15 protein-coding genes, 5 tRNA genes and 1 rRNA gene (1 of these 21 cut by a window edge) are annotated in these 19,192 nt (G+C 54.9%); 5 read left to right on the forward strand and 16 right to left on the reverse strand.

Annotation, left to right across the window (positions count from 1 at the left end):
- The first annotated feature begins 125 nt into the window (after window positions 1–125).
- Window positions 126–199, forward strand: a tRNA-Pro gene (locus tag GHH_RS10895).
- A gap of 79 nt (window positions 200–278) precedes the next feature.
- Here GHH_RS10895 and bioF read toward each other — a convergent pair.
- Window positions 279–1,451 (reverse strand): 8-amino-7-oxononanoate synthase, encoded by a 1,173-nt coding sequence (gene bioF / locus GHH_RS10900; protein ID WP_015375223.1) that lies wholly within the window; start codon window positions 1,449–1,451, stop codon window positions 279–281.
- Window positions 1,452–1,658: 207 nt separating this feature from the next.
- On the opposite strand from bioF, the gene GHH_RS10905 reads away from it, so the two are divergent.
- Window positions 1,659–1,841 carry a small acid-soluble spore protein H gene (locus tag GHH_RS10905; RefSeq protein ID WP_011231614.1) on the forward strand — a complete coding sequence of 61 codons (183 nt, stop codon included), beginning with the start codon at window positions 1,659–1,661 and terminating at the stop codon, window positions 1,839–1,841.
- Between the two features lie 46 nt (window positions 1,842–1,887).
- Here GHH_RS10905 and GHH_RS19185 read toward each other — a convergent pair whose 3' ends face one another.
- The 8 genes from GHH_RS19185 to GHH_RS10940 form a co-directional block, all read right to left on the reverse strand.
- Window positions 1,888–2,025 (reverse strand): hypothetical protein, encoded by a 138-nt coding sequence (locus GHH_RS19185; protein WP_015375224.1) that lies wholly within the window; start codon window positions 2,023–2,025, stop codon window positions 1,888–1,890.
- A gap of 92 nt (window positions 2,026–2,117) precedes the next feature.
- Window positions 2,118–2,486 carry a VOC family protein gene (locus tag GHH_RS10910; RefSeq protein ID WP_015375225.1) on the reverse strand — a complete coding sequence of 123 codons (369 nt, stop codon included), beginning with the start codon at window positions 2,484–2,486 and terminating at the stop codon, window positions 2,118–2,120.
- A complete protein-coding gene (locus tag GHH_RS10915) occupies window positions 2,483–3,265 on the reverse strand; it encodes a YhfC family intramembrane metalloprotease (protein ID WP_015375226.1) in 783 nt (260 codons plus the stop codon). The genes GHH_RS10910 and GHH_RS10915 overlap by 4 nt, the downstream gene beginning before the upstream one ends.
- A gap of 24 nt (window positions 3,266–3,289) precedes the next feature.
- Entirely contained in the window at window positions 3,290–3,937 is a 648-nt protein-coding gene (locus tag GHH_RS10920; RefSeq protein ID WP_015375227.1) for an SdpI family protein, read from the reverse strand.
- The gene (locus GHH_RS10925; RefSeq protein WP_015375228.1) at window positions 3,924–4,208 is read right to left on the reverse strand and encodes an autorepressor SdpR family transcription factor; all 285 of its coding nucleotides are present in this window, start codon (window positions 4,206–4,208) and stop codon (window positions 3,924–3,926) included. Before GHH_RS10925 ends, GHH_RS10920 begins: the two co-directional genes overlap by 14 nt.
- A gap of 331 nt (window positions 4,209–4,539) precedes the next feature.
- Window positions 4,540–6,087, reverse strand: a complete 1,548-nt coding sequence (locus GHH_RS10930) for an acyl-CoA carboxylase subunit beta (RefSeq protein WP_015375229.1) — start codon at window positions 6,085–6,087, stop codon at window positions 4,540–4,542.
- 61 nt (window positions 6,088–6,148) lie between these two features.
- Window positions 6,149–7,804, reverse strand: coding sequence for a class I adenylate-forming enzyme family protein (locus GHH_RS10935; protein ID WP_015375230.1), 1,656 nt, complete (start codon window positions 7,802–7,804; stop codon window positions 6,149–6,151).
- Between the two features lie 253 nt (window positions 7,805–8,057).
- Window positions 8,058–8,573 (reverse strand): DoxX family protein, encoded by a 516-nt coding sequence (locus GHH_RS10940; RefSeq protein ID WP_015375231.1) that lies wholly within the window; start codon window positions 8,571–8,573, stop codon window positions 8,058–8,060.
- A gap of 181 nt (window positions 8,574–8,754) precedes the next feature.
- Between GHH_RS10940 and GHH_RS10945 the strand changes: the two genes are divergently transcribed.
- Together GHH_RS10945 and hpaB are read left to right on the forward strand one after the other, a co-directional pair.
- Entirely contained in the window at window positions 8,755–9,255 is a 501-nt protein-coding gene (locus tag GHH_RS10945; protein ID WP_015375232.1) for a diguanylate cyclase, read from the forward strand.
- Between the two features lie 72 nt (window positions 9,256–9,327).
- The gene (gene hpaB, locus GHH_RS10950; RefSeq protein ID WP_015375233.1) at window positions 9,328–10,773 is read left to right on the forward strand and encodes a 4-hydroxyphenylacetate 3-monooxygenase, oxygenase component; all 1,446 of its coding nucleotides are present in this window, start codon (window positions 9,328–9,330) and stop codon (window positions 10,771–10,773) included.
- A 56-nt stretch (window positions 10,774–10,829) separates the two neighbouring features.
- On the opposite strand, the gene GHH_RS10955 is transcribed toward hpaB, so the two are convergent.
- A complete protein-coding gene (locus GHH_RS10955) occupies window positions 10,830–12,266 on the reverse strand; it encodes a sodium/proline symporter (protein WP_015375234.1) in 1,437 nt (478 codons plus the stop codon).
- Between the two features lie 321 nt (window positions 12,267–12,587).
- Here GHH_RS10955 and GHH_RS10960 point away from each other — a divergent pair, with 321 nt between their 5' ends.
- Complete coding sequence (locus tag GHH_RS10960) at window positions 12,588–13,829, forward strand: aminopeptidase (protein ID WP_015375235.1); 1,242 nt, start codon at window positions 12,588–12,590, stop codon at window positions 13,827–13,829.
- 103 nt (window positions 13,830–13,932) lie between these two features.
- Here the strand turns inward: GHH_RS10960 and GHH_RS10965 are convergent, their stop codons facing one another.
- From GHH_RS10965 to GHH_RS10995, 6 genes are all read right to left on the reverse strand, one after another.
- Complete coding sequence (locus GHH_RS10965) at window positions 13,933–16,746, reverse strand: lipopolysaccharide assembly protein LapB (protein WP_015375236.1); 2,814 nt, start codon at window positions 16,744–16,746, stop codon at window positions 13,933–13,935.
- 391 nt (window positions 16,747–17,137) lie between these two features.
- Window positions 17,138–17,214: transfer RNA gene (locus GHH_RS10970), tRNA-Arg, on the reverse strand.
- Window positions 17,215–17,527: 313 nt separating this feature from the next.
- Window positions 17,528–17,598 (reverse strand) — tRNA-Gly (locus tag GHH_RS10980).
- A gap of 102 nt (window positions 17,599–17,700) precedes the next feature.
- Window positions 17,701–17,774: transfer RNA gene (locus GHH_RS10985), tRNA-Arg, on the reverse strand.
- Window positions 17,775–17,784: 10 nt separating this feature from the next.
- Window positions 17,785–17,856: transfer RNA gene (locus tag GHH_RS10990), tRNA-Gly, on the reverse strand.
- 56 nt (window positions 17,857–17,912) lie between these two features.
- Window positions 17,913–19,192 (reverse strand): 23S ribosomal RNA (locus GHH_RS10995); it runs 1,648 nt beyond the window's last position.

Below are 19,192 nucleotides of genomic sequence, written 5' to 3' on the forward strand. Positions count from 1 at the left end.
CAGACTTGTCAGCAACAAGGATGCCGCTAGTCTTTCAACGGCATCCTTTTCCAACTCAACGCAAAATTCGCCATTGATTTTGTCCTGCTTTTCTTGTATAATTGAAGATGTCTCACCATCCATTTCGGGATGTAGCTCAGCTTGGTAGAGCACACGCATGGGGTGCGTGGGGTCGCAGGTTCAAATCCTGTCATCCCGATCGAAGGAAACCAGCCGAAAAAACGTCCGGCTGGTTTTTTGTTCTCTCACGCGTTTCCTCCTCGTGACGCCGTTTTTCCCTATGAAATCAATCCGATCTGCCTTCCTGCCCAAGCGATACGGTCAACCGCCATATCAATGTCTTCTGCCGTCATGGCGGCGGTGACGGAAAAACGAATGCGCGCCGTTCCCTCAGGGACGGTCGGCGGCCGGATGGCGACGGCCGCGATGCCAGCTTCTTGCAGCTGCTCGCTCATGGCCACGGCCCGGTCGTTCGGACCGACAATCACCGGAACGATCGGCGTCTCGCTGCCGCCTATGTCAAACCCAAGCCGCTTCAGCTTGGTGCGGAATCTTTCGCTTAGGGCGTGCAGCCGCTCGCGCCGCTTTGGCTCGGATTGAACGATATGAATAGCCGCTTCATTGGCGGCGAGAACCGCCGGCGGCAAGGCGGTGGTAAAAATGAAGCTGCGGGCGCTGTTGATCAAATAGTCGACCAGCCACGGCTCTCCTGTTACATACGCGCCAAAGCTGCCAAGCGCTTTGCTGAAGGTGCCGATGGCGATCACATCCTCTTCCTTGTCAAACCCGAAATGGTGAAGCAGCCCTTCGCCGTTCGGTCCAAACACGCCGCCGCTGTGCGCTTCATCGACAATCAATATCGCGCGGTAGCGCCGTTTCAACTCGACAAGCTTCGGTAGTGGCGCTAGATCGCCGTCCATGCTGAAGACGGCATCGGTGACGATCCATTTCCGCTTATCGGGCGGAGATTGCTTCAACAATGATTCCAGCTGATCGATGTCGTTATGCCGATAGCAGAAACAGGCGGCTTTGCTCAAGCGGATGCCATCAATCAAGCTCGCATGGTTCAACTCGTCACTAAAAACAAGATCATCGCGGCCGACTAACGCTGTCAATACGCCGATGTTGGCTGTATAGCCGCTGTTGAAAATAAGCGCCGCTTCTGCTCTTTTCCATTGTTTCAATGCGGCTTCCGCCCGCTCATAGAGCGGATGATTGCCGACGACGAGCCGCGACGCGCCCGCTCCGGCTCCGTAGGCCCGCATCGCTTCGCAGCCCGCTTCGATGAGCCGCCTATCATCCGCCAACCCTAAATAATTATTGGACGCTAAATTCAACATCGGCTTTCCGTTCAGGATGACCGTAGCGCCTGAAGCCTCTGCCCGGCGCAGCTGGCGTTTTTGCGCTTTTTGTTCCCATTCGTGCAGTTTGACGGTCAGTTCGGTTTTCATCCCTATCCCTCCTTATATGTAAACTGTTTATAAAAAATAGTTTACATTAAAACCCGCAACTCGGCTAGGAAAAGATGATCGGTTTTGTTAATTGATTATTTAGCACATTGTTTTGGAAATTATTCTTTTCCACCCTCGACCGCATGCATAGTTCAATCGCAGACATGTCATACTATGCGTGTTATCGGCAAAAAGGAGGTGGTGGAAATGGACGTCCGTCGGGCGCAAGAAATCGCGTCGTCGCCGGTGATGGCAAACGTCACGTACAACGGCCAGCGCATTTACATTGAGCATGTTGACCAACAAAAAGGCGTAGCAACGATCCACCCGCTTGACAACCCAAATCAAAAGCAAAGCGTGCCGGTCGCAAGCTTAGAGGAGCATTCGTAACGAAAAAAGCGAGAGAAAGGACGCGTCCTTTCTCCCGCTTTTTGATTTAATCGGCCGTCAGCTCTTCCCGCTCTTTGTAGGCCTCTTGCACCGTTTGTTCCTTCATCGCTGTCCGGCCTGCCGTCCGTGTGTCGGCGGCGCGGGCCGGATGCCCGGCGCGTTGGTTGTCCGGTTTCCGTTTCATCGCCCTCCCCTCCTTCATCCCTAGCATGCCCCAAATGAGACGGGTTTACGATAGCGAAGGGGAAAGCGGCCCTTCTCGCCTCAAGCACGGTTTCACCTGATTTTTTCCAACAGCTCGATCCGATTGCGGAACGGATCGCGAAATGAAAAGCGCTTCACTCCTGGGATCGGTTTTTCGTCTTGCGTCGCGACGCCGTGCTCTTCCAAATAACGGCGCGCCGCTTCCACATCTTCCACTTCGAAAGCGGGGTGGCTTTTGCTGTTGTAGCCGTCGCGTTGTTCCGCCCCGATATGGAGCTCGATATCGCCGACTTTGTACCAAAGCCCACCGTTTCCTTTCAGCGATGCCGGCTTTTCGATTTCTTGAAAACCAAGCACACCGGTGTAAAAGGCGCGCGCTTCGTCTTCGGCGCCAAACGGAATGCAAATTTGCACATGGTCAAGCCGTTTGACACGAATCATCGGTTTTCCCCTCCCTGTTCGAATGCCGGTTGTATGCGGCGGATGAACGAAACAGCGGCGAGCACCCAAACAAGCAGCACCGCTTCGACCGCCCAAACGTTCGTGACCACTTTCGCTTGGTAAAGCGCCGGCATCACGTCCATCGCCGCATGGATCAAAATGGCGTACAGGACATAGCGGAATTGCTTCTCCCGCACCCCAAACAAAACGAGGAGCGACAGCGCCACGTGCACTGTAAGCGCAAACAGCCGTTCCAAGCCGCCTAACACGTACATCGCAAACGGCGTGTGCAACACTTGCTCCTTGATCAGCTCCGCCTGTCCTGCCGGAAGCGATGGGGCGATCGTTTTGTCGAATGATCCGGATTGAATCAAGCTCGCAAGCACGATGACATTGACCGCGCCAACCGCCCCGAGCAATACCGCTTCCGTCCCGCCGTGCCCAAGCCCGAATGATAAACCATCGCCATATCCGCGATGTTGCTTTAGCAGCCAACGGAACCCGACATAGCGGCCAAGTTCTTCAAACACGCCAGCGGCGAGCGCGGCGTACAGGACAAAGAGCCAAACGCTGTCTGTTCCTTTTAACGCTGGCCGGCCCGGTTCGAGCACAGCGATGTGCAGCGCTTTTTCCAATACTTGTGAGAAAACGAGAAACACAACAGCCCCGACGCCGAGCGCTTTCCATGAAAGCCATCCTTTTTTTCTCCCGTACCATGCGAGACCAACAGGAACAAGCAGTGAAATGGCAAGCTGCACCGCCGCACCGATCATTCCCACGTCCCTCTCCCCCCTGCCGCTTATTTATGAACGGTTGCGCTGTTCTTGCTGCTCATAAAGAAACGATTGAACGATGAGATACAAATTGCCGACAACGATGATGACGAGAAACAAAACAGCCCTCATCTCTCCGCGCCAAAACGCGGTGAGCATCGACAAAATCCCCATCGCGATAAACACCTTGCCGCCAAGGCGGTGCGTTTTGTTCCAAACGGCCTCGCTTTCCAACGTCCACGGCGTGCGGATGCCGATAAAATAATTCGGTTTGATTTTCGGCATGTAGTTTCCCAACACGATGAACAGCACTCCGACACCAATCGGCACAAGCCGTCCAACATCGACCGGAACTCCGAGATTGTACGCCAATGTTGCGATATGCAGGAGCAAGAAAAAGAAGGCGAGCGCCGCGTTGACAATGCGATAGCTTTTTTGAAAACGGCCGTAACTTTCTTTTTTCGGGTCAAACTTCGGCAACACTCCCATCAACATGATGAGAAGTGTCATCAATAAGGGGGGAAGGAAGGCACCCAACCATTTGTTGCTGAAGCCGTCGGCTTCACCCGCTGCGTTCCAGTGAATGGCCACTTGATCCGGCAAATAAGGAATGGCAGCCAGACTGATGACATAGGCGAAAACTGTAAGCATGATCGCAAGCCGATTACTCTTCCACATGTTTCTCTCCCCTTTCGACAAAATCGTAAAACCAGCGCAGCAAATCTTGAAACACCGTCGTGTTCAGAGAGTAGTAGATATGCTGTCCCTCACGCCGGTCTTGCACCAAATCAGCCTGTTTGAGAATTTTCAAGTGATGCGAGACGCTCGGTTTTTGCATATCAAAATGCGAAGCGATCTCCCCTGCTGTCAACTCCCCGTTCCGCAACAAGGATAAAATTTTCCGGCGCGTCGGGTCGGCGATCGCTTTAAACGCTTCGTTGAATGACAATGGCGATCCCACCCTGCAAACGAGTTTTCGTTGGATGAACCGCTGAGGGGCATCTTTCGTTTATCACAGCTTCGTACGCGGCACATGCAAACGATTTTTCATGCCGGTCTATAGTTAGACATTTAGGAAATTATCTAAATACGGACAAAAACATTCGATATTTAGACATCTTTCTAATTAAAGAATATTCCATTTCCATTGGATTGTCAATGTATTTTTCGACTTTTCACCTCTCACATGCGGCATCCGACCGCTGCCCCTCGATGAAAGAGAAACAGCCCAGCGCCACCCCCTCCGCCACTGGCGGAGGGGGATTCCCCATTAACTTCCATTAAACCCCCGTCGGCCAAGCGGCGAGCAGCCGCTCGCTTTTTTCGCGCTTCGATGTCAGCAAATATTCAAGTGTCTGGCAAAGGAATTTCCGCGTCTTTGCTGGATGGATGACGTCATCGATCAAATGTTTGCGCGCCGCTCCATACGGCGAGCTGTCAAACGACCACTGCTTGAGCAGCTCCTGACGCCGCTCGTGCGGGTGGTCGGCGCGTTCAAGTTCGCGGCCGTATACGACGTTGACGCCGACTTCCGGACCGGTGAAATTGATTTCCGCGCTCGGCCAAGCGACAACAACATCCGCTCCCATCCCCGGCCCGCACATATTGCCGTACGCCGCGCCGATGCTTTTGCGGATGACAACGGAGATTTTCGGGACAGTGGATAGCGCCAGCGCCTGATTCCACACCATGATTTTCGTCGCCATTTTCGCTTTTTCCGCCTCGACACTGATGCGAAACCCCGGTGTGTCATGCAAAAAGATGAGCGGAATATGGTATGAGTCGCACAAGCAAATGAATTCCGTCGCCTTTTGACATTCCTGCGGCCCGGGCGCCCCCGCATATTGGCTCGGCTGATTGGCGATGATGCCGACGACATGGCCGTTTAGATGCGCCAAAGCGGCGATCAGCGCTTTGCCGAATGATTTCTGATACTCAAAATAATCGCCGTCATCGACAAGACAGGCGATGATTCGCCGCATATCATAGACGCGGCTTCGTCTGTCCGGCAAAATCGAAAACACTTCCTCCACCATCCGGTATGGATCATCGTCCGTCTTCCGCAGCGGCGGCCGCTCGTTCGCGTTTTGCGGCATGTACGAAAAAAACCTTTTTAGTTGCCCAATGCATTCTGCCTCTGTCTTGCCATCGGCGTCAATCTGTCCGGTGTATTGATGGTGGATGTCGACGCCGCCGAGCTCTTCCGGCGCGACGCGCTGCCCGTTGGCCAACTCAAGCATGCGCGGTCCAGCGATCGCCATGCACGTCCCCTTCAGCTGCGTGACAAAGTCGCAGCTGACCGCCGTCCATGTCGGCCCGCCGTAGCTGTCCCCCAAAATTGCCGCCATCGTCGGCACTTGCCGGTGGTGGGTGAGCAGCTCGCGAGGAAACAATTTGTCGCTGATCCCGTCCGAGCCCATCCCATCCGGCATGCGCAACCCGCCGCCTTCATGGAGAAAAAACATCGGCAAGCCGTTTCTTACGGCCAGCGCATGCATTTGCCGCGACTTGCGCAAATGAACGCTCCCCTCCGTTCCCGCGAGCACCGTCTTATCCCCGGCGATGATGACCGCCGGGCGGCCGTCCACTTTGCCGATGCCGGCGACAAGTCCATCCCCGTACGTCGTTTCTTCCAAGCCGGGCTGATCGGATGTGTTCAGCTGTCCGAACTCGATAAAAGTTCCTGCATCCACAAGCAAGCTGATCCGCTCCCTGGCCGTCAGCAGCCCTTTTTCATGTTGCCTGGCGATTTTCTCTTCGCCGCCGCCCAACACGGCGCGCGCTTTTTTCGCCATCAGTTCGTCTGTTAATTGCCGCAAATTGTCCACCGTGATCCCCCCTTTTTTTCGGAAAAGGCGGGGCGGCCCGCGCCAAACTCCGCCGCTATATTTATTCTCTTGGAAGCAGCTTTCGCAATACTTTGCCTGACGGCGTCGCCGGCAATTCATCGATGAATTCGATATAACGCGGATACTTGAACGCCGCCATATGCGCTTTCGCCCATTCGATCAACTCAGACGGCGCCACCTTTCCTTTGCGCGAATCATGAAGCACGACAAACGCTTTCGGCACTTCCCCTTTCATCGGGTCAGGCACGCCGATGACCGCACATTGCTTGACGGCCGGATGTTCGTTCAACAGCGCCTCGACGTCTTCCGGAAAGACGCTGTAGCCGGACACTTTGATCATTTCTTTCAACCGCCCTTGGAAATACAAATAGCCGTCTTCATCAACATACCCGATATCGCCCGTGTACACCCACCCGTCTTTCAGCGTCTCGTTCGTCGCGTCATCGCGCCGGAAGTAGCCTTTAAAGACACCTGGATTTTTGACGACAATTTCCCCCGACTGCCCAGGCCCAAGCTCCCGTTTCGTTTCCGGGTCGATGATGCGAATGTCCGTCTCATATGTCGGGATGCCGCACGATCCAAATTTCACACGGTCATCCGGCATAAACGTGTCGCACGTATGCGTCTCGCTCAACCCGTAGGCGGCTTCGTACAACAGGCAGCCGCCGGTCGCTTCCGCCCACCGCTCGGCAAGGTCTTTCGTCACTGGCAGACCGAAGCTGGTGGCCAAATTGCGCTTTAAACTTGACACATCAGCCGAAGTCGTAGGCAGCACTTGCAATATAGCAGCGTTCATCGGCGCGATGCTGTACCAGGCGGTCACCTTGTACGTTTCGATGGCCTTGATCGTCGCCAACGGGTCAAAGCGGGTGAACAGCACGCACGGGTGGCCGGTATACACCGGGGTATTCAACCCCATCACCATCCCGGCAATATGGCAAAGCGGCGAATGGGCCATCAGCACTTCCGCTTTTTCCGTCAGCCGGTTCGCCTGCGCGGATGCAGCCGTCTTAAACAGCGCGTTGCCGTATGTCAGCATCGCTCCTTTCGGCCGTCCGGTCGTCCCTGAGGTAAAAATGATCAGCCCGACATCGTTCCATAAGTCAATAGGGGCGGCTTCATCAAACGGCAAATAAGCGGCGATGATGGCGGCGAACTCATCCACGCCTTCACACGCCTGCTTCGGTTGCAGCACCTCCTCGCAAAGTGGGATCTCTCCAGATGGATCAGGGTACTCGCCGTAATGGCACGATACGGTAAACGACAACGGCGCTGTTTGTTGTTCCGCTTGTCGAACGCGCGGCACTCCTTCCTCTCCGGCGATGATGCCGGCAAGCGGCACTTCAGCGAAAAAATAGGCGAGCTCGGATTCGCGGTACATCGGGTTGAGCGGGACGACAATGCCGCCGAGCTGCTGAACGGCAAAGTGAGCGATGATGTATTGCGGGCAGTTTTGCATGTACAAAGCGACATAGCTTCCTTTCCCCACCCCTTTTTCCCGCAAATAGCGGGCAAAACGGTGAACGTGATCGAGCAAGGTTCCCCACGTGATCACCTTGTTATAGAAAATGTACGCCGGCTCGTTTTCCTCGCGTTCGCCGCGATGGCGCAAATAGCCATAGAGCGGCTGTTCGCCGAGCTCATAGCGGAGTTCCTTCGGCAGCCCGCTCGGCCAGTATGGGCGTGTTTCATTCATTCGTTTCACCATCCCTTATAAAAAATACTGAACGGTTAGTATGTTACCTTGCAGAAAACGCTTTCAAATACTTGTTCATGTCTCCTGCTTCATCCATATGCATATCATTTCGCCGTCATTCGCCAAATTCCTTTCTCGAACAGCCAATCATTTTATCCGACGCGGCAAACGACCACCCCCTTCCACGTTGGAGAAGGAGCGGCCGTTCGGAAAAGGAGGAAAGCCCGGCGCAGCTTACGCGGCTTGATGGCGGTCATTGATGCGCCGTAGCCGGACGGTGTGGACGATGCGTTTTATTTATCCACCAATGGCGGAGATATGGCAACACCCAACGGTCCAAACCGCAGCGTCCCGCATTGGCCCCGGCGACGAGGAGAAAGACGGTAAGAAGCACCATTTGCGGGTTCGTGCTCGTCGTGCCTGAGAACATGAAGGCGAAGTTCATAACAGCTCCCATGAGGGCGGCAAACGTCGTAAACAATCCGAGAATGAGCGCGATCCCGACGAGAAATTCACCCCATGGCACAAGAACGTTGAACAATCCGACATTCGGCAACGCCACGTGTTCGATAAACGCCGCCCACCAGCTTTGCACGGCCGGATGTTCCCCAGCGGCTTTCGCCAACGCTCCTTTTAAAAATCCGGTGGCGTCAAACCCTTGCGTGATTTTCCCCCATCCCGCCATTACCCACTCATACCCTAAATACAACCGGAACACCATCATCAACCACGACGCTGTGACGTGCTCGCGCAACCATTTGACAACCATCGTATTTCTCCCCTTTCGTTTTAGAAAATGTTCTTTACACTTTTATCTTAATCGTTTTTTTCGTCTGGCGGAGCATATTTGCTCACTATTTCACAATATATTCAAAAAGTTATGGTGGAATTATGACTACGAGATCCATTCACAATATTAAGCATTAGGTCTTTATCCATAGGAAAACGGATTGACCGGCATCGCCAACCGCCGTTCATTCGATGAGCGCCTCGCCAGCGAGTGGGAACGCACAAAGCGGCAGAAAGCGCCGTTTGCCGTCATGATGGTCGACATCGATGCGTTCAAACGGTTCAACGACACGTACGGCCATCAATGCGGGGACGACTGTTTGCGCAAAGTCGCCTTGTCGCTTGAACAAACAGCCAAGCAATACGGCGGGACGGCAGCGCGCTATGGGGGTGAGGAATTTGCCGTCATTTTGCCGCACACTTCGCCGTCCGAAGCAGCGGCTGCCGCTGAGGCGGTGCGGGCAAACGTCGAACGGCTCGCCATTCCGCACGATTCCTCCCCTGCTGCTTGTGTTGTTACGGTCAGCGTCGGAGCCGCCGTCGCCGTCCCACAGCCAAATGAAGGCGCGGAGTCCCTTCTTTCCCTTGCCGATCAGGCGCTTTATCGGGCCAAGCAAAACGGGCGCAACCGGACGGAAGTAGCCTGTTTCGTCCGTGAATGAATCCCTCCCCTTTTTCCTAGGCGCGCATACAATGGTCATAAACGGCTTTTACGGAAAAAGGGGATGGAAACTATGGCCATTATTAACGGAACCCAATATATCGAGCGCATTGACCATCTTCGGTCCAATGTATGGATCAACGGCGAGCGGGTCGTGGGAAAGTTGTCGGAGCACCCGGCCTTCGCCGGCGCGATCCGAAGCCAGGCGCGTCTATACGATGCCCAGCACGACCCAACGAAGCAGCCGGTGCTGACATTCCACACATCAACGGGGGAACTGGCCGGCGCATCGTTTTTGCGGCCGATGACAAAAGAAGATCTCGAACACCGGCGCTTGGCGTTTCAGGAATGGGCACGCCTGACCGCCGGGATGATGGGGCGCTCTCCTGATTACATGAATACCGCGGTGATGGCACTTGCCTCTGCGGCTGACTTTTTTGGACAGCAGCACCCGTCCTATGCCGAGCATATCGAGCGTCTATATGAGCGGGCGGTCGCCAATGACTTGTCCTTTACCCATACGTTCGTCAATCCGCAAGTGAACCGCTCCCTCGGCTATATGGAAGAAGACGGCGGGCCGATCGCCGCCAAAGTCGTCCGTGAAACAGCGGACGGACTCCTCATCAAAGGCGCCCGCCTGCTCGCCACCCAAGGCGGCATGACCGATGAACTGCTCGTTTTGCCGGCCGGCGGGACGCTTCTTGGCGATGAATACATGTACGCCTTTTCCATCCCGAGCAATACGCCGGGGCTGAAGTTCGTTTGCCGGCCGCCGTTGGCTGCAGGAACTTCGTCGTTTGACGCCCCTCTTGGCTCGCGCTTTGATGAAATCGATGCCATGGTCGTATTCGATGAAGTGCTTGTGCCCTGGGACCGGGTATTTTTCTACAAAAACGCCTGGCTTGCCAAAGAACTGGATGAGGAAACCCACCTGTCCATTATGCTGCTGCATCAAGTGTTGGCGCGGCGCATTGTCAAAACCGAGTTTTTCCTTGGGGCGGTGGAACTGCTTAGCGAGGCGATCCAAATCGGCGGGTACCAGCATGTGCAGGAAAAAATCGGAGAAATCGCCGCTGCTTTGGAGGCGCTCAGGGGAATGCTCCTTGCCTCGGAACTCCATGCCAAACCAGACCGGCGCGGCACAATGGTGCCGGACGCCGCCCCGCTTTACGCTGCTGCCTTTTTATACCAGCGCCTGTATCCACGCTTTGCCGACATCATTCAGCTGCTTGGCGCCAGCGGGCTTGTCTGCCTGCCGACGGAAGCGGACTTTTCTTCCCCGCTCCGTCCAGATTTGGATCGGTACTTGCAAGCGGCGATGCTTCCCGCCGAACAACGGGTGCGGCTGTTCCGCTTCGCCTGGGATATGGCGATGAGCGCCTTCGGGACGCGGCAAACGCTGTATGAGCGGTTTTTCTTCGGCGATCCGGCTCGGTTTGCAACGACGTTCTACCACCGGTACGACCGAGAGGCATGCGCCGAGATCGTGCGTCAGTTTTTGGACAGCGAACAGCCATGACGGCGATGCCTCCCCCTGACGCGCGGGGGAGGCATCCGTATCAGCCGCGTGGCAGGCTACTTCGTCCGTTGCCGGTCAGGGAACAACAGGCTAAACAGCACCCCGGCCGCCAGCGCAATGGCAAATGTCGTAAACCGCGAGCTAACGATGGCCTCAAGCGGAGAAGAAATCCAAATGACCGTGCTGACAAAACCGGCCACAATCGTTGCGATGACGCCGACGCCGGAATACCGCTTCCAGAAGAAAGAGAGCAAAATCGCCGGCGACAACGTGCAGCCGATCCCTGCCCATGCCCAACTGACAATGAAATACACAAGCGACTCAGATGTCATCGCCAGCACCAAGCCAAGCAGCCCGGCGATGACCACCACCGCGCGGGAAAGCGCGACAAGCTGCCTTTCCGACAGGCGGAGGCGCAGCGAGCGGCGGACAATATCTTCGCTGATGGAGCTCGTGATCACCAGCAGCTGCGAATCGGCCGTTGTCACGATGGCGGCCAAAATGCCGGATAACAGCAGCCCGGCCAACCATGGCGGCAACAAGTCCAACACCATTTGCGGCAGCACGGTCTCGACATCGGTGAATGATTGTCCTTGGTAAAGGGCAATCGCCGCAAGGCCGATCAAAAACGCTCCGCCATACGCCAATAATGTCCAAACGATCGCCACTGTTTTGGCCGTTTTCGCCTCGCGGGCGTCTTTCAACGCCATGAAGCGGACGCTCAACTGTGGCTGTCCGCCAAGATAGCCGAAAAACCAAGCAAAATTGTTAAACAACAATAGCCCAAGCGCAAATCCAGTGACTCCCCCCGTCCATGAATCGAGGCCCGGTTTTGCGTGATGGAGCGCTTCACTGATCGACAAGCCACCACTGTAAATTTCCACCACTGCCACGATAGGCAAAATCACGAGCGTCGCCAGCATGAGCACACTTTGAATCATATCCGTCCAGACGACGCTGACAAATCCGCCGGTGTATGACAAGATAATGACAATCGCCACGCTGATGACCATGCCAAGCGCTGGGTCGATATGGAAAACGGTAAACAATGTCTTGCCCGCTCCGGCAATTTGTGCGCTGAAATAAAACATCATAAAGCTAAAAATAAGGACGGTCGCAAGCCATAAAATCGTTTGCCCATGCGCGCTGAACCGTTTCGCCAAATAGCCGGGCAAGGTCAGCGCGCCGTACCGCTCCGCCTCTTGGCGAAACCGGTCAGCCAAAAAAAGCCAGGCGCCGATAATGCCGATCACAATGCCCACCGCCACCCAAATCGCGGAAAGACCGCTCGCAAACACAAACCCCGTGTAGCCAAGCAGCAGCCATGCCGATTCGCCCGTCGCCCGCTCGGAAAACGCGAGCGCCCAACCGGGAAGTTTTTTTCCGCCAAGCAAAAAGTCGGAATGGCTCATCTCCTTTTTCCCATACCAATAGCCAAGCGCTGCCATCACAAGACAATACAGCACGAGTTCCGCCAAGATGATGCCATTCATTGTTTCTCCCCCTCGCTATATTGTTTGCCTCACGACACCACCGCCCACCGTTTCCCCCGTAAAAAAACCGACATTGCCATCGAACGAAGACGACAATGCCGGTGCAGCCAATAAAAGTGCAGCTTCATGACTTATTTATTTCATTACTACCATTATGACGATAAGAAGCGATTTATGCCGGTTTGCTTTTTTAAATCCTAACTCAACTCGTTGTCACCTTTCTTTTCCTTAGGCAGTCATCACGTTTCGTTGTTCAAAAAGTTGCGAAACGCATCGTCATGTAATAAAGTGGACTTGACACCAAAAAAAGGAGTGAACGATATGGATCGCTGGGAAAACGAGTTACACAAATACGCTGAATTGGCCGTGAAAGTCGGCGTCAACATTCAGCCTGGGCAAACGCTGTTCGTCAACGCCCCGCTCGAGGCGGCGCCGCTCGTCCGCAAAATCGCCAAAACGGCGTACGAAACCGGGGCAAAGCATGTGTATGTCGAGTGGAACGACGAGGCGCTTACATACATTAAATTTCACCACGCCCCAGAGGAAGCGTTTTCCGAATATCCGATGTGGCGGGCAAGAGCGATGGAAGAACTCGCCGAACAAGGCGCTGCCTTTTTATCCATTTACGCCCCGAATCCGGACTTGTTAAAAGACGTCGATCCAAAGCGGATCGCGACCGCCAATAAAACAGCGGCGCAAGCGCTCGCCAACTATCGGAGCGCCATTATGGCCGACCGGAACTGCTGGTCGCTCATTTCCGTCCCCACACCGGCGTGGGCGCAAAAAGTATTTGGCGATCTGCGCGATGAAGAAGCCATCGACAAATTATGGGAAGCGATTTTCCGCATCACCCGCATCGATCATGACGATCCGATCGCTGCCTGGCGCGAACATAACGACCGGCTCGCCCGCATCGTCGATTACTTAAACAACAAGCAATACAAACAACTCGTTTACGAAGCGCCCGGCACCAATCTCACAGTCGAGCTCGTCGACGGGCACGTCTGGCACGGCGGCGCGGCGACGAGTCAAAGCGGCGTGCGCTTCAATCCCAACATCCCGACCGAAGAAGTGTTTACCATGCCGCATAAAGACGGCGTCAACGGCACGGTGCGCAACACGAAGCCGCTCAATTACAACGGCAACGTGATCGATGGGTTTACGCTCACGTTCAAAGACGGTCAAGTCGTCGACTTCAGCGCCGAACAAGGATATGAGACGCTTAAGCACTTGCTTGACACCGATGACGGCGCGCGCCGCCTCGGGGAAGTCGCCCTCGTGCCGCACCAATCGCCGGTGTCGCTGTCCAATCTCATTTTTTACAACACGCTGTTTGATGAAAACGCCGCTTGCCATTTGGCGCTCGGCAAGGCGTATCCGACCAATATCAAGAGCGGCGCTTCATTGTCCAAAGACGAACTCGACCGCCGCGGCGTCAACGACAGCCTCGTCCACGTCGACTTTATGATCGGCTCAGCTGATCTGAACATTGACGGCGTGACGAAAGACGGGAAGCGCGAGCCGATTTTCCGCAGCGGCAACTGGGCATTCGAACTGGCGTAATCGGTTTCACCAGCTCTAAACAATAAGGCTGCGCCAAACGAGCGGCCAGACCCGACCGTTGGCGCAGCCTTATTCCGTTCAAGCACGGTTTTGCACGGAACCATTAGACCGAACGGATTGGTTTGTTTTCGTCCTGCAGCAATTGCACAGCGGCAGATGCCGCCTGCGCCAGCTGCTCGCATTGCCGCAAACGAATGCCAAAGAGCACGAGCGGGTCGCGGTACGCCTCAGGGTTTTTGCGCATATGTTTGAGCTCGCCTTCCTGGGCAGCGATCTCCAGCTCCAGCCGTTTCAACATTTCATCGAGCGCCGTCAATGGCGCATGGAAAAATTGAGTGACATCACGCTCAAGCGATTTGGCAAACCATTCAAACGGCAGCAGCAACTGCTGGATGATCGCCTCCACCACCTCAGCGTAATCTTGCGTCTGGATCAACTGCTTATACTTTTGCGCCAGCATCGCCTTGTTTTGCGCAAAGGCGCCGAGCAGTTTGCCCGCCCCTTTCAACAGCAGCTGGCTTGGCGTTCTCCGCAAGAAAACGTTCACCTTGCCCACTTGCACCCCGTTGATCAACCGATCCGTATCGCGCCGCCAATCGGCGAGAATGCGAAAATCGCATTCGAGCTTGAGCCGTTCCTGGCCGAACATGGCGTTAAACCCTTCGCCCATTTCATGCAAAAACACCTGGCATTCGTTGAATTCGTCTTCCGTCGCTGCAATCCACTGTTCCATGGCGCGGCGCAGCTTTGGCAGCGCCTCTTCATCAAGGTAAGCGCGAAGCCGTTCGTTCGCTTTGTCGTTCAGTTCAAGATGCAAGCGGGAAAAATCGCTGTCTTCGCTCACAAGATCCGCCATGCTGCGCAACAGATCGGGAATCGCCGTCAACAGCTCGCCCCGCATTTCCGCCAAGACGGTGTGGAACGACTTTGCCGTTTTGGCCGTTTTCTCCTCTTGCAGGTCGCCAAGCTGATGAATGGCGCCGCTCAGTTTGGCCGCCATTTCTTTTTTCCATACGACCAGCTCCGCCAGTCGGCTTTCCGCCTCGGCCCGCTGCCGGAACAAATGAGCGATGAACTGGCGGATCGTCGTTAAAATCGCTTCCTCGCGGCGGACAGGGGACACGCATCGGCGCATCTCCTCAAGCCAGCCGACGAGGGCTTGCTGCTGCTTGCGGCTTGGCGCATGCGGGGAATAGACGATGACACGGGCTTCCGGAACGATCGTACGAACGTGCGCTTCCACTTCCTCCACCATTCGCGCCGTCTCCTCTTCATCCACCATCCCGTCGCCCGGAGGAAGCAGCACGTACATCGGCACATGCGGCGCCCGCTCATGAAGCCGCAGCAACAGCTGCTCATCAGCGCTGGAAAGCGGATCCTCGCCGTTCAGAAGAAAAAGAACGCTGTCAGCGAGCGAAAACGATACGAACGCTTCATGGTCGAATGAAGCGCGCCCGCCGAGCGGCCCGATATCCAGCAAGACAATCCCTTGCGGCACGAGTGAGAACGGAGCCGCACATTCAATGACAACATCATCAGGAAATCGGTTGGCGCGTCCTCCCGCCGCCTGTTGAAATTCATCAATGCTCGAGAAAACGGTAAACTGATCATCGCTGATTTTCGCCACTTCCAGCTCCCCGCCGTTTCTCCATGCCAGCACCGGCGCAGATGGCGCCGCCAACGCCGCCTCGCCGACCAACGTCCGCAAAAACGCCAACCGTTCATGGCGCGACGCTCCAGCGACCAAAACGCAATGCGTCCGCGAATCGGACAACTGCCGCACGACCCAGCGGAAGCGGAAGTGCGAACCCGCCCGCTGTTCTTCCGCCCAATCGGCAATTTCTTCAAATAGCGACACACCCGCTTCCCCAGCTTGCCGTTTCGCATGGACGAGCCGCTTAGCGGCGTCGTTGACCGTCTCTTCTTCAAACGCCTCAGGAAATTTCTCGCTCCACGCCAACAAGGCAGCCGCGGCCACCGCTGTCTCCGGACCGTCGGCTAAACTCACCCAGCTTTTGACAAGCGGCGGCGCCACTTCCACCAACTCTTTCAATCGGTACGGGCCTTTCATCAATCCTGCATAGGCTTCCCCTAAAAGGCCAGGAATTCGCTTCCAGTCGTAGTCGCGGCCGATCGACAACTCATCATAGAGGCGATTCCACTCCGCGAGCCACGAAAAATAGAGGTCACCATCCCGATAACCGTTCCATAGCGCCTGCACAAGCCGTTCAAACTTCACCCGATCCGTTTCGTACAACAGCGCCAGGCAGCGTGAAAACCGCGCAGGCGCCATCGTTCGCGCATGTCCTTGTTCCACATAACCGGTCAAGATGTCCGCCCAGCGGCGCGCCGACGTCCGCACCGCCTCTCCTAAAGCAAGCTCGACGGCGCTTTCCCAATCACCTTGCTCCTCGAAAAAGGCGCGCGCCCATTCGGTCATGTTCGGATAATCCGGATACAACGTCACACCGCGCTTAATCATATCATCCGCTTTCGCGTTTTCCCCCAACTCACGGTAGAGCGAAAACAGGCGCAAAATGATTTCCGCATGCAACGTTTCGCTTTCCGTCTCAATCGAACGGTACAGCTCCTCGGCCAGCTCGAGCCGTCCAAGCTCATAGTAGCTGTCGGCGATATTTTTTTGCGCCCACGGGCGCAAATCGTCGTGATGGACTTGTTCCCATTTAAAGATCGCCGCTTCGTAGTCGCGGCGGTGGAAATACACTTCCCCTTGGGCAAAGCGAATCGACGACAAATCAGCGCCATCCCGATGCGCCGTGAAAAAAATATCGCCAAGCGCGCTGACAACGTCGCGTTCCCCCGCCTCGACGAGCGTCTCGTAAAATGTTTTATGAACAAGTTGCTGTTCAAACCCCATGTCGATCACCTGACTCGTATATTTGCCATGCATGTTCATTGTATGGCACGTTTTATGATTTTATTTCTATCCTATACATTTTAACAAACTTTCGCCGAAAGGAACGTTTCAATTTGTTTTCATTTGCAAGACAAAACACAGCTGTTCCATTAACGAGAAAATGCTTCTGCGATCGCAGTAAGCGTGCGATGCCAAAAGAGAGAAAGGTCGGCAAGCCCGGCCCAGACAAATAGAGGTTCTATTGCGTACGGAAGAAAAAAATCTCCCATCACAATTCAGCTAAACCGCGATAGGAGATTGATTTCCGTGCGATTTCGCCGTATATGTTTAATCAAAAAACGAAAGTCTCCTATCACAGCGCCCTCTGATCCGGCGCTCGCAATAGGAGACTTTTTTTCACGCTACTTCGTGCGTTCCTTCCGTATGTAAATGGCGTCCCAGGAGAGACTCGAACTCCCGACCGACGGCTTAGAAGGCCGCTGCTCTATCCTACTGAGCTACTGGGACATAGCAATCATGACACTCTCATTATTCCGCTGCCCCTTCCTCTACAAGCCGATTCGAAGAAGCCCGATGCGTCGGGGCAACTCGCAGTTGTTTCAAAGAAGCTATTGCTCGTTGCTCTATCCTGCTGAGCTACTGGGACATAATCAACAGGACACCCCAACATTCCTGCTGTCCCTTCCTCTACAAGCCTACTCAAGGAAGCTTGGTGCGTCGGGACAACTCGTAGCCATTTCGAAGATGACTTTGCTCGTTGCCCTATCCAGCTGAGCTGCTGGAACAATATCCATACGATATTCACGATAAAATAAAGGAAAGCGGGTGATGGGAATCGAACCCACGACTTCAGCTTGGGAAGCTGAGGTTTTACCATTAAACTACACCCGCATGATCAATATCATTAGGACTTGTCTTAGAAACGACTGCAATAAAAATATAATCGCTAATTGTTTTTTTTGTCAATATCTTTTTTTGAAGTTAGTTAATAAACGCGCTCGAGAGGATTCGAACCCCTAACCTTCTGATCCGTAGTCAGATGCTCTATCCAATTGAGCTACGAGCGCATGATGGAAAAGCGGAAGACGGGACTCGAACCCGCGACCCCCACCTTGGCAAGGTGGTGTTCTACCACTGAACTACTTCCGCATCATGAGAAGAATTCATTCCTTCAAAACTAGATAACCGTCGGAAGAAGCCGCTTATAGGTCAAGCCCTCGATCGATTAGTATCCGTCAGCTCCACGTGTCGCCACGCTTCCACCTCGGACCTATCGACCTCGTCATCTTCGAGGGATCTTACCCGCCTAACGCGGTGGGAAATCTCATCTTGAGGGGGGCTTCACGCTTAGATGCTTTCAGCGCTTATCCCGTCCGCACATAGCTACCCAGCGGTGCCCCTGGCGGGACAACTGGTACACCAGCGGTGCGTCCATCCCGGTCCTCTCGTACTAAGGACAGCTCCTCTCAAATTTCCTCCGCCCGCGACGGATAGGGACCGAACTGTCTCACGACGTTCTGAACCCAGCTCGCGTACCGCTTTAATGGGCGAACAGCCCAACCCTTGGGACCGACTACAGCCCCAGGATGCGATGAGCCGACATCGAGGTGCCAAACCTCCCCGTCGATGTGGACTCTTGGGGGAGATCAGCCTGTTATCCCCGGGGTAGCTTTTATCCGTTGAGCGATGGCCCTTCCATGCGGAACCACCGGATCACTAAGCCCGACTTTCGTCCCTGCTCGACCTGTCCGTCTCGCAGTCAAGCTCCCTTGTGCCTTTGCACTCTCCGAATGATTTCCAACCATTCTGAGGGAACCTTTGGGCGCCTCCGTTACCTTTTGGGAGGCGACCGCCCCAGTCAAACTGCCCGCCTGACACTGTCTCCCACCCCGCTAAGGGGTGCGGGTTAGAATTTCAATACCGCCAGGGTGGTATCCCACCGCCGCCTCCACCGAAGCTGGCGCTCCGGCTTCCCAGGCTCCCACCTATCCTGTACAAGCGATACCAAAATTCCATATCAGGCTGCAGTAAAGCTCCACGGGGTCTTTCCGTCCTGTCGCGGGTAACCTGCATCTTCACAGGTAGTATAATTTCACCGGGTCTCTCGTTGAGACAGCGCCCAAGTCGTTACACCTTTCGTGCGGGTCGGAACTTACCCGACAAGGAATTTCGCTACCTTAGGACCGTTATAGTTACGGCCGCCGTTTACTGGGGCTTCGGTTCGCACCTTCGCTTCCGCTAAGCGCTCCCCTTAACCTTCCAGCACCGGGCAGGTGTCAGCCCCTATACGTCGCCTTTCGGCTTCGCAGAGACCTGTGTTTTTGATAAACAGTCGCTTGGGCCTTTTCACTGCGGCTCTTCAGGGCTCTTCACCCCAAAGAGCACCCCTTCTCCCGAAGTTACGGGGTCATTTTGCCGAGTTCCTTAACGAGAGTTCTCCCGCGCGCCTTAGGATTCTCTCCTCGCCTACCTGTGTCGGTTTGCG

The sequence above is a fragment of the Geobacillus sp. GHH01 genome, assembly GCF_000336445.1.
Lineage (GTDB): Bacteria > Bacillota > Bacilli > Bacillales > Anoxybacillaceae > Geobacillus > Geobacillus zalihae.

Bases quoted from the DNA above. Each gene is read 5' to 3' on its own strand.
- GHH_RS10935 (WP_015375230.1), bottom strand. From the start codon at position 7,804: ATGAATGAAACACGCCCATACTGGCCGAGCGGGCTGCCGAAGGAACTC.
- GHH_RS10905 (WP_011231614.1), top strand. From the start codon at position 1,659: ATGGACGTCCGTCGGGCGCAAGAAATCGCGTCGTCGCCGGTGATGGCA.
- GHH_RS10965 (WP_015375236.1), bottom strand. From the start codon at position 16,746: ATGAACATGCATGGCAAATATACGAGTCAGGTGATCGACATGGGGTTT.
- GHH_RS19185 (WP_015375224.1), bottom strand. From the start codon at position 2,025: ATGAAACGGAAACCGGACAACCAACGCGCCGGGCATCCGGCCCGCGCC.
- hpaB (WP_015375233.1), top strand. From the start codon at position 9,328: ATGGCCATTATTAACGGAACCCAATATATCGAGCGCATTGACCATCTT.
- bioF (WP_015375223.1), bottom strand. From the start codon at position 1,451: ATGAAAACCGAACTGACCGTCAAACTGCACGAATGGGAACAAAAAGCG.
- GHH_RS10955 (WP_015375234.1), bottom strand. From the start codon at position 12,266: ATGAATGGCATCATCTTGGCGGAACTCGTGCTGTATTGTCTTGTGATG.
- GHH_RS10910 (WP_015375225.1), bottom strand. From the start codon at position 2,486: ATGATTCGTGTCAAACGGCTTGACCATGTGCAAATTTGCATTCCGTTT.
- GHH_RS10920 (WP_015375227.1), bottom strand. From the start codon at position 3,937: ATGTGGAAGAGTAATCGGCTTGCGATCATGCTTACAGTTTTCGCCTAT.
- GHH_RS10940 (WP_015375231.1), bottom strand. From the start codon at position 8,573: ATGGTTGTCAAATGGTTGCGCGAGCACGTCACAGCGTCGTGGTTGATG.
- GHH_RS10960 (WP_015375235.1), top strand. From the start codon at position 12,588: ATGGATCGCTGGGAAAACGAGTTACACAAATACGCTGAATTGGCCGTG.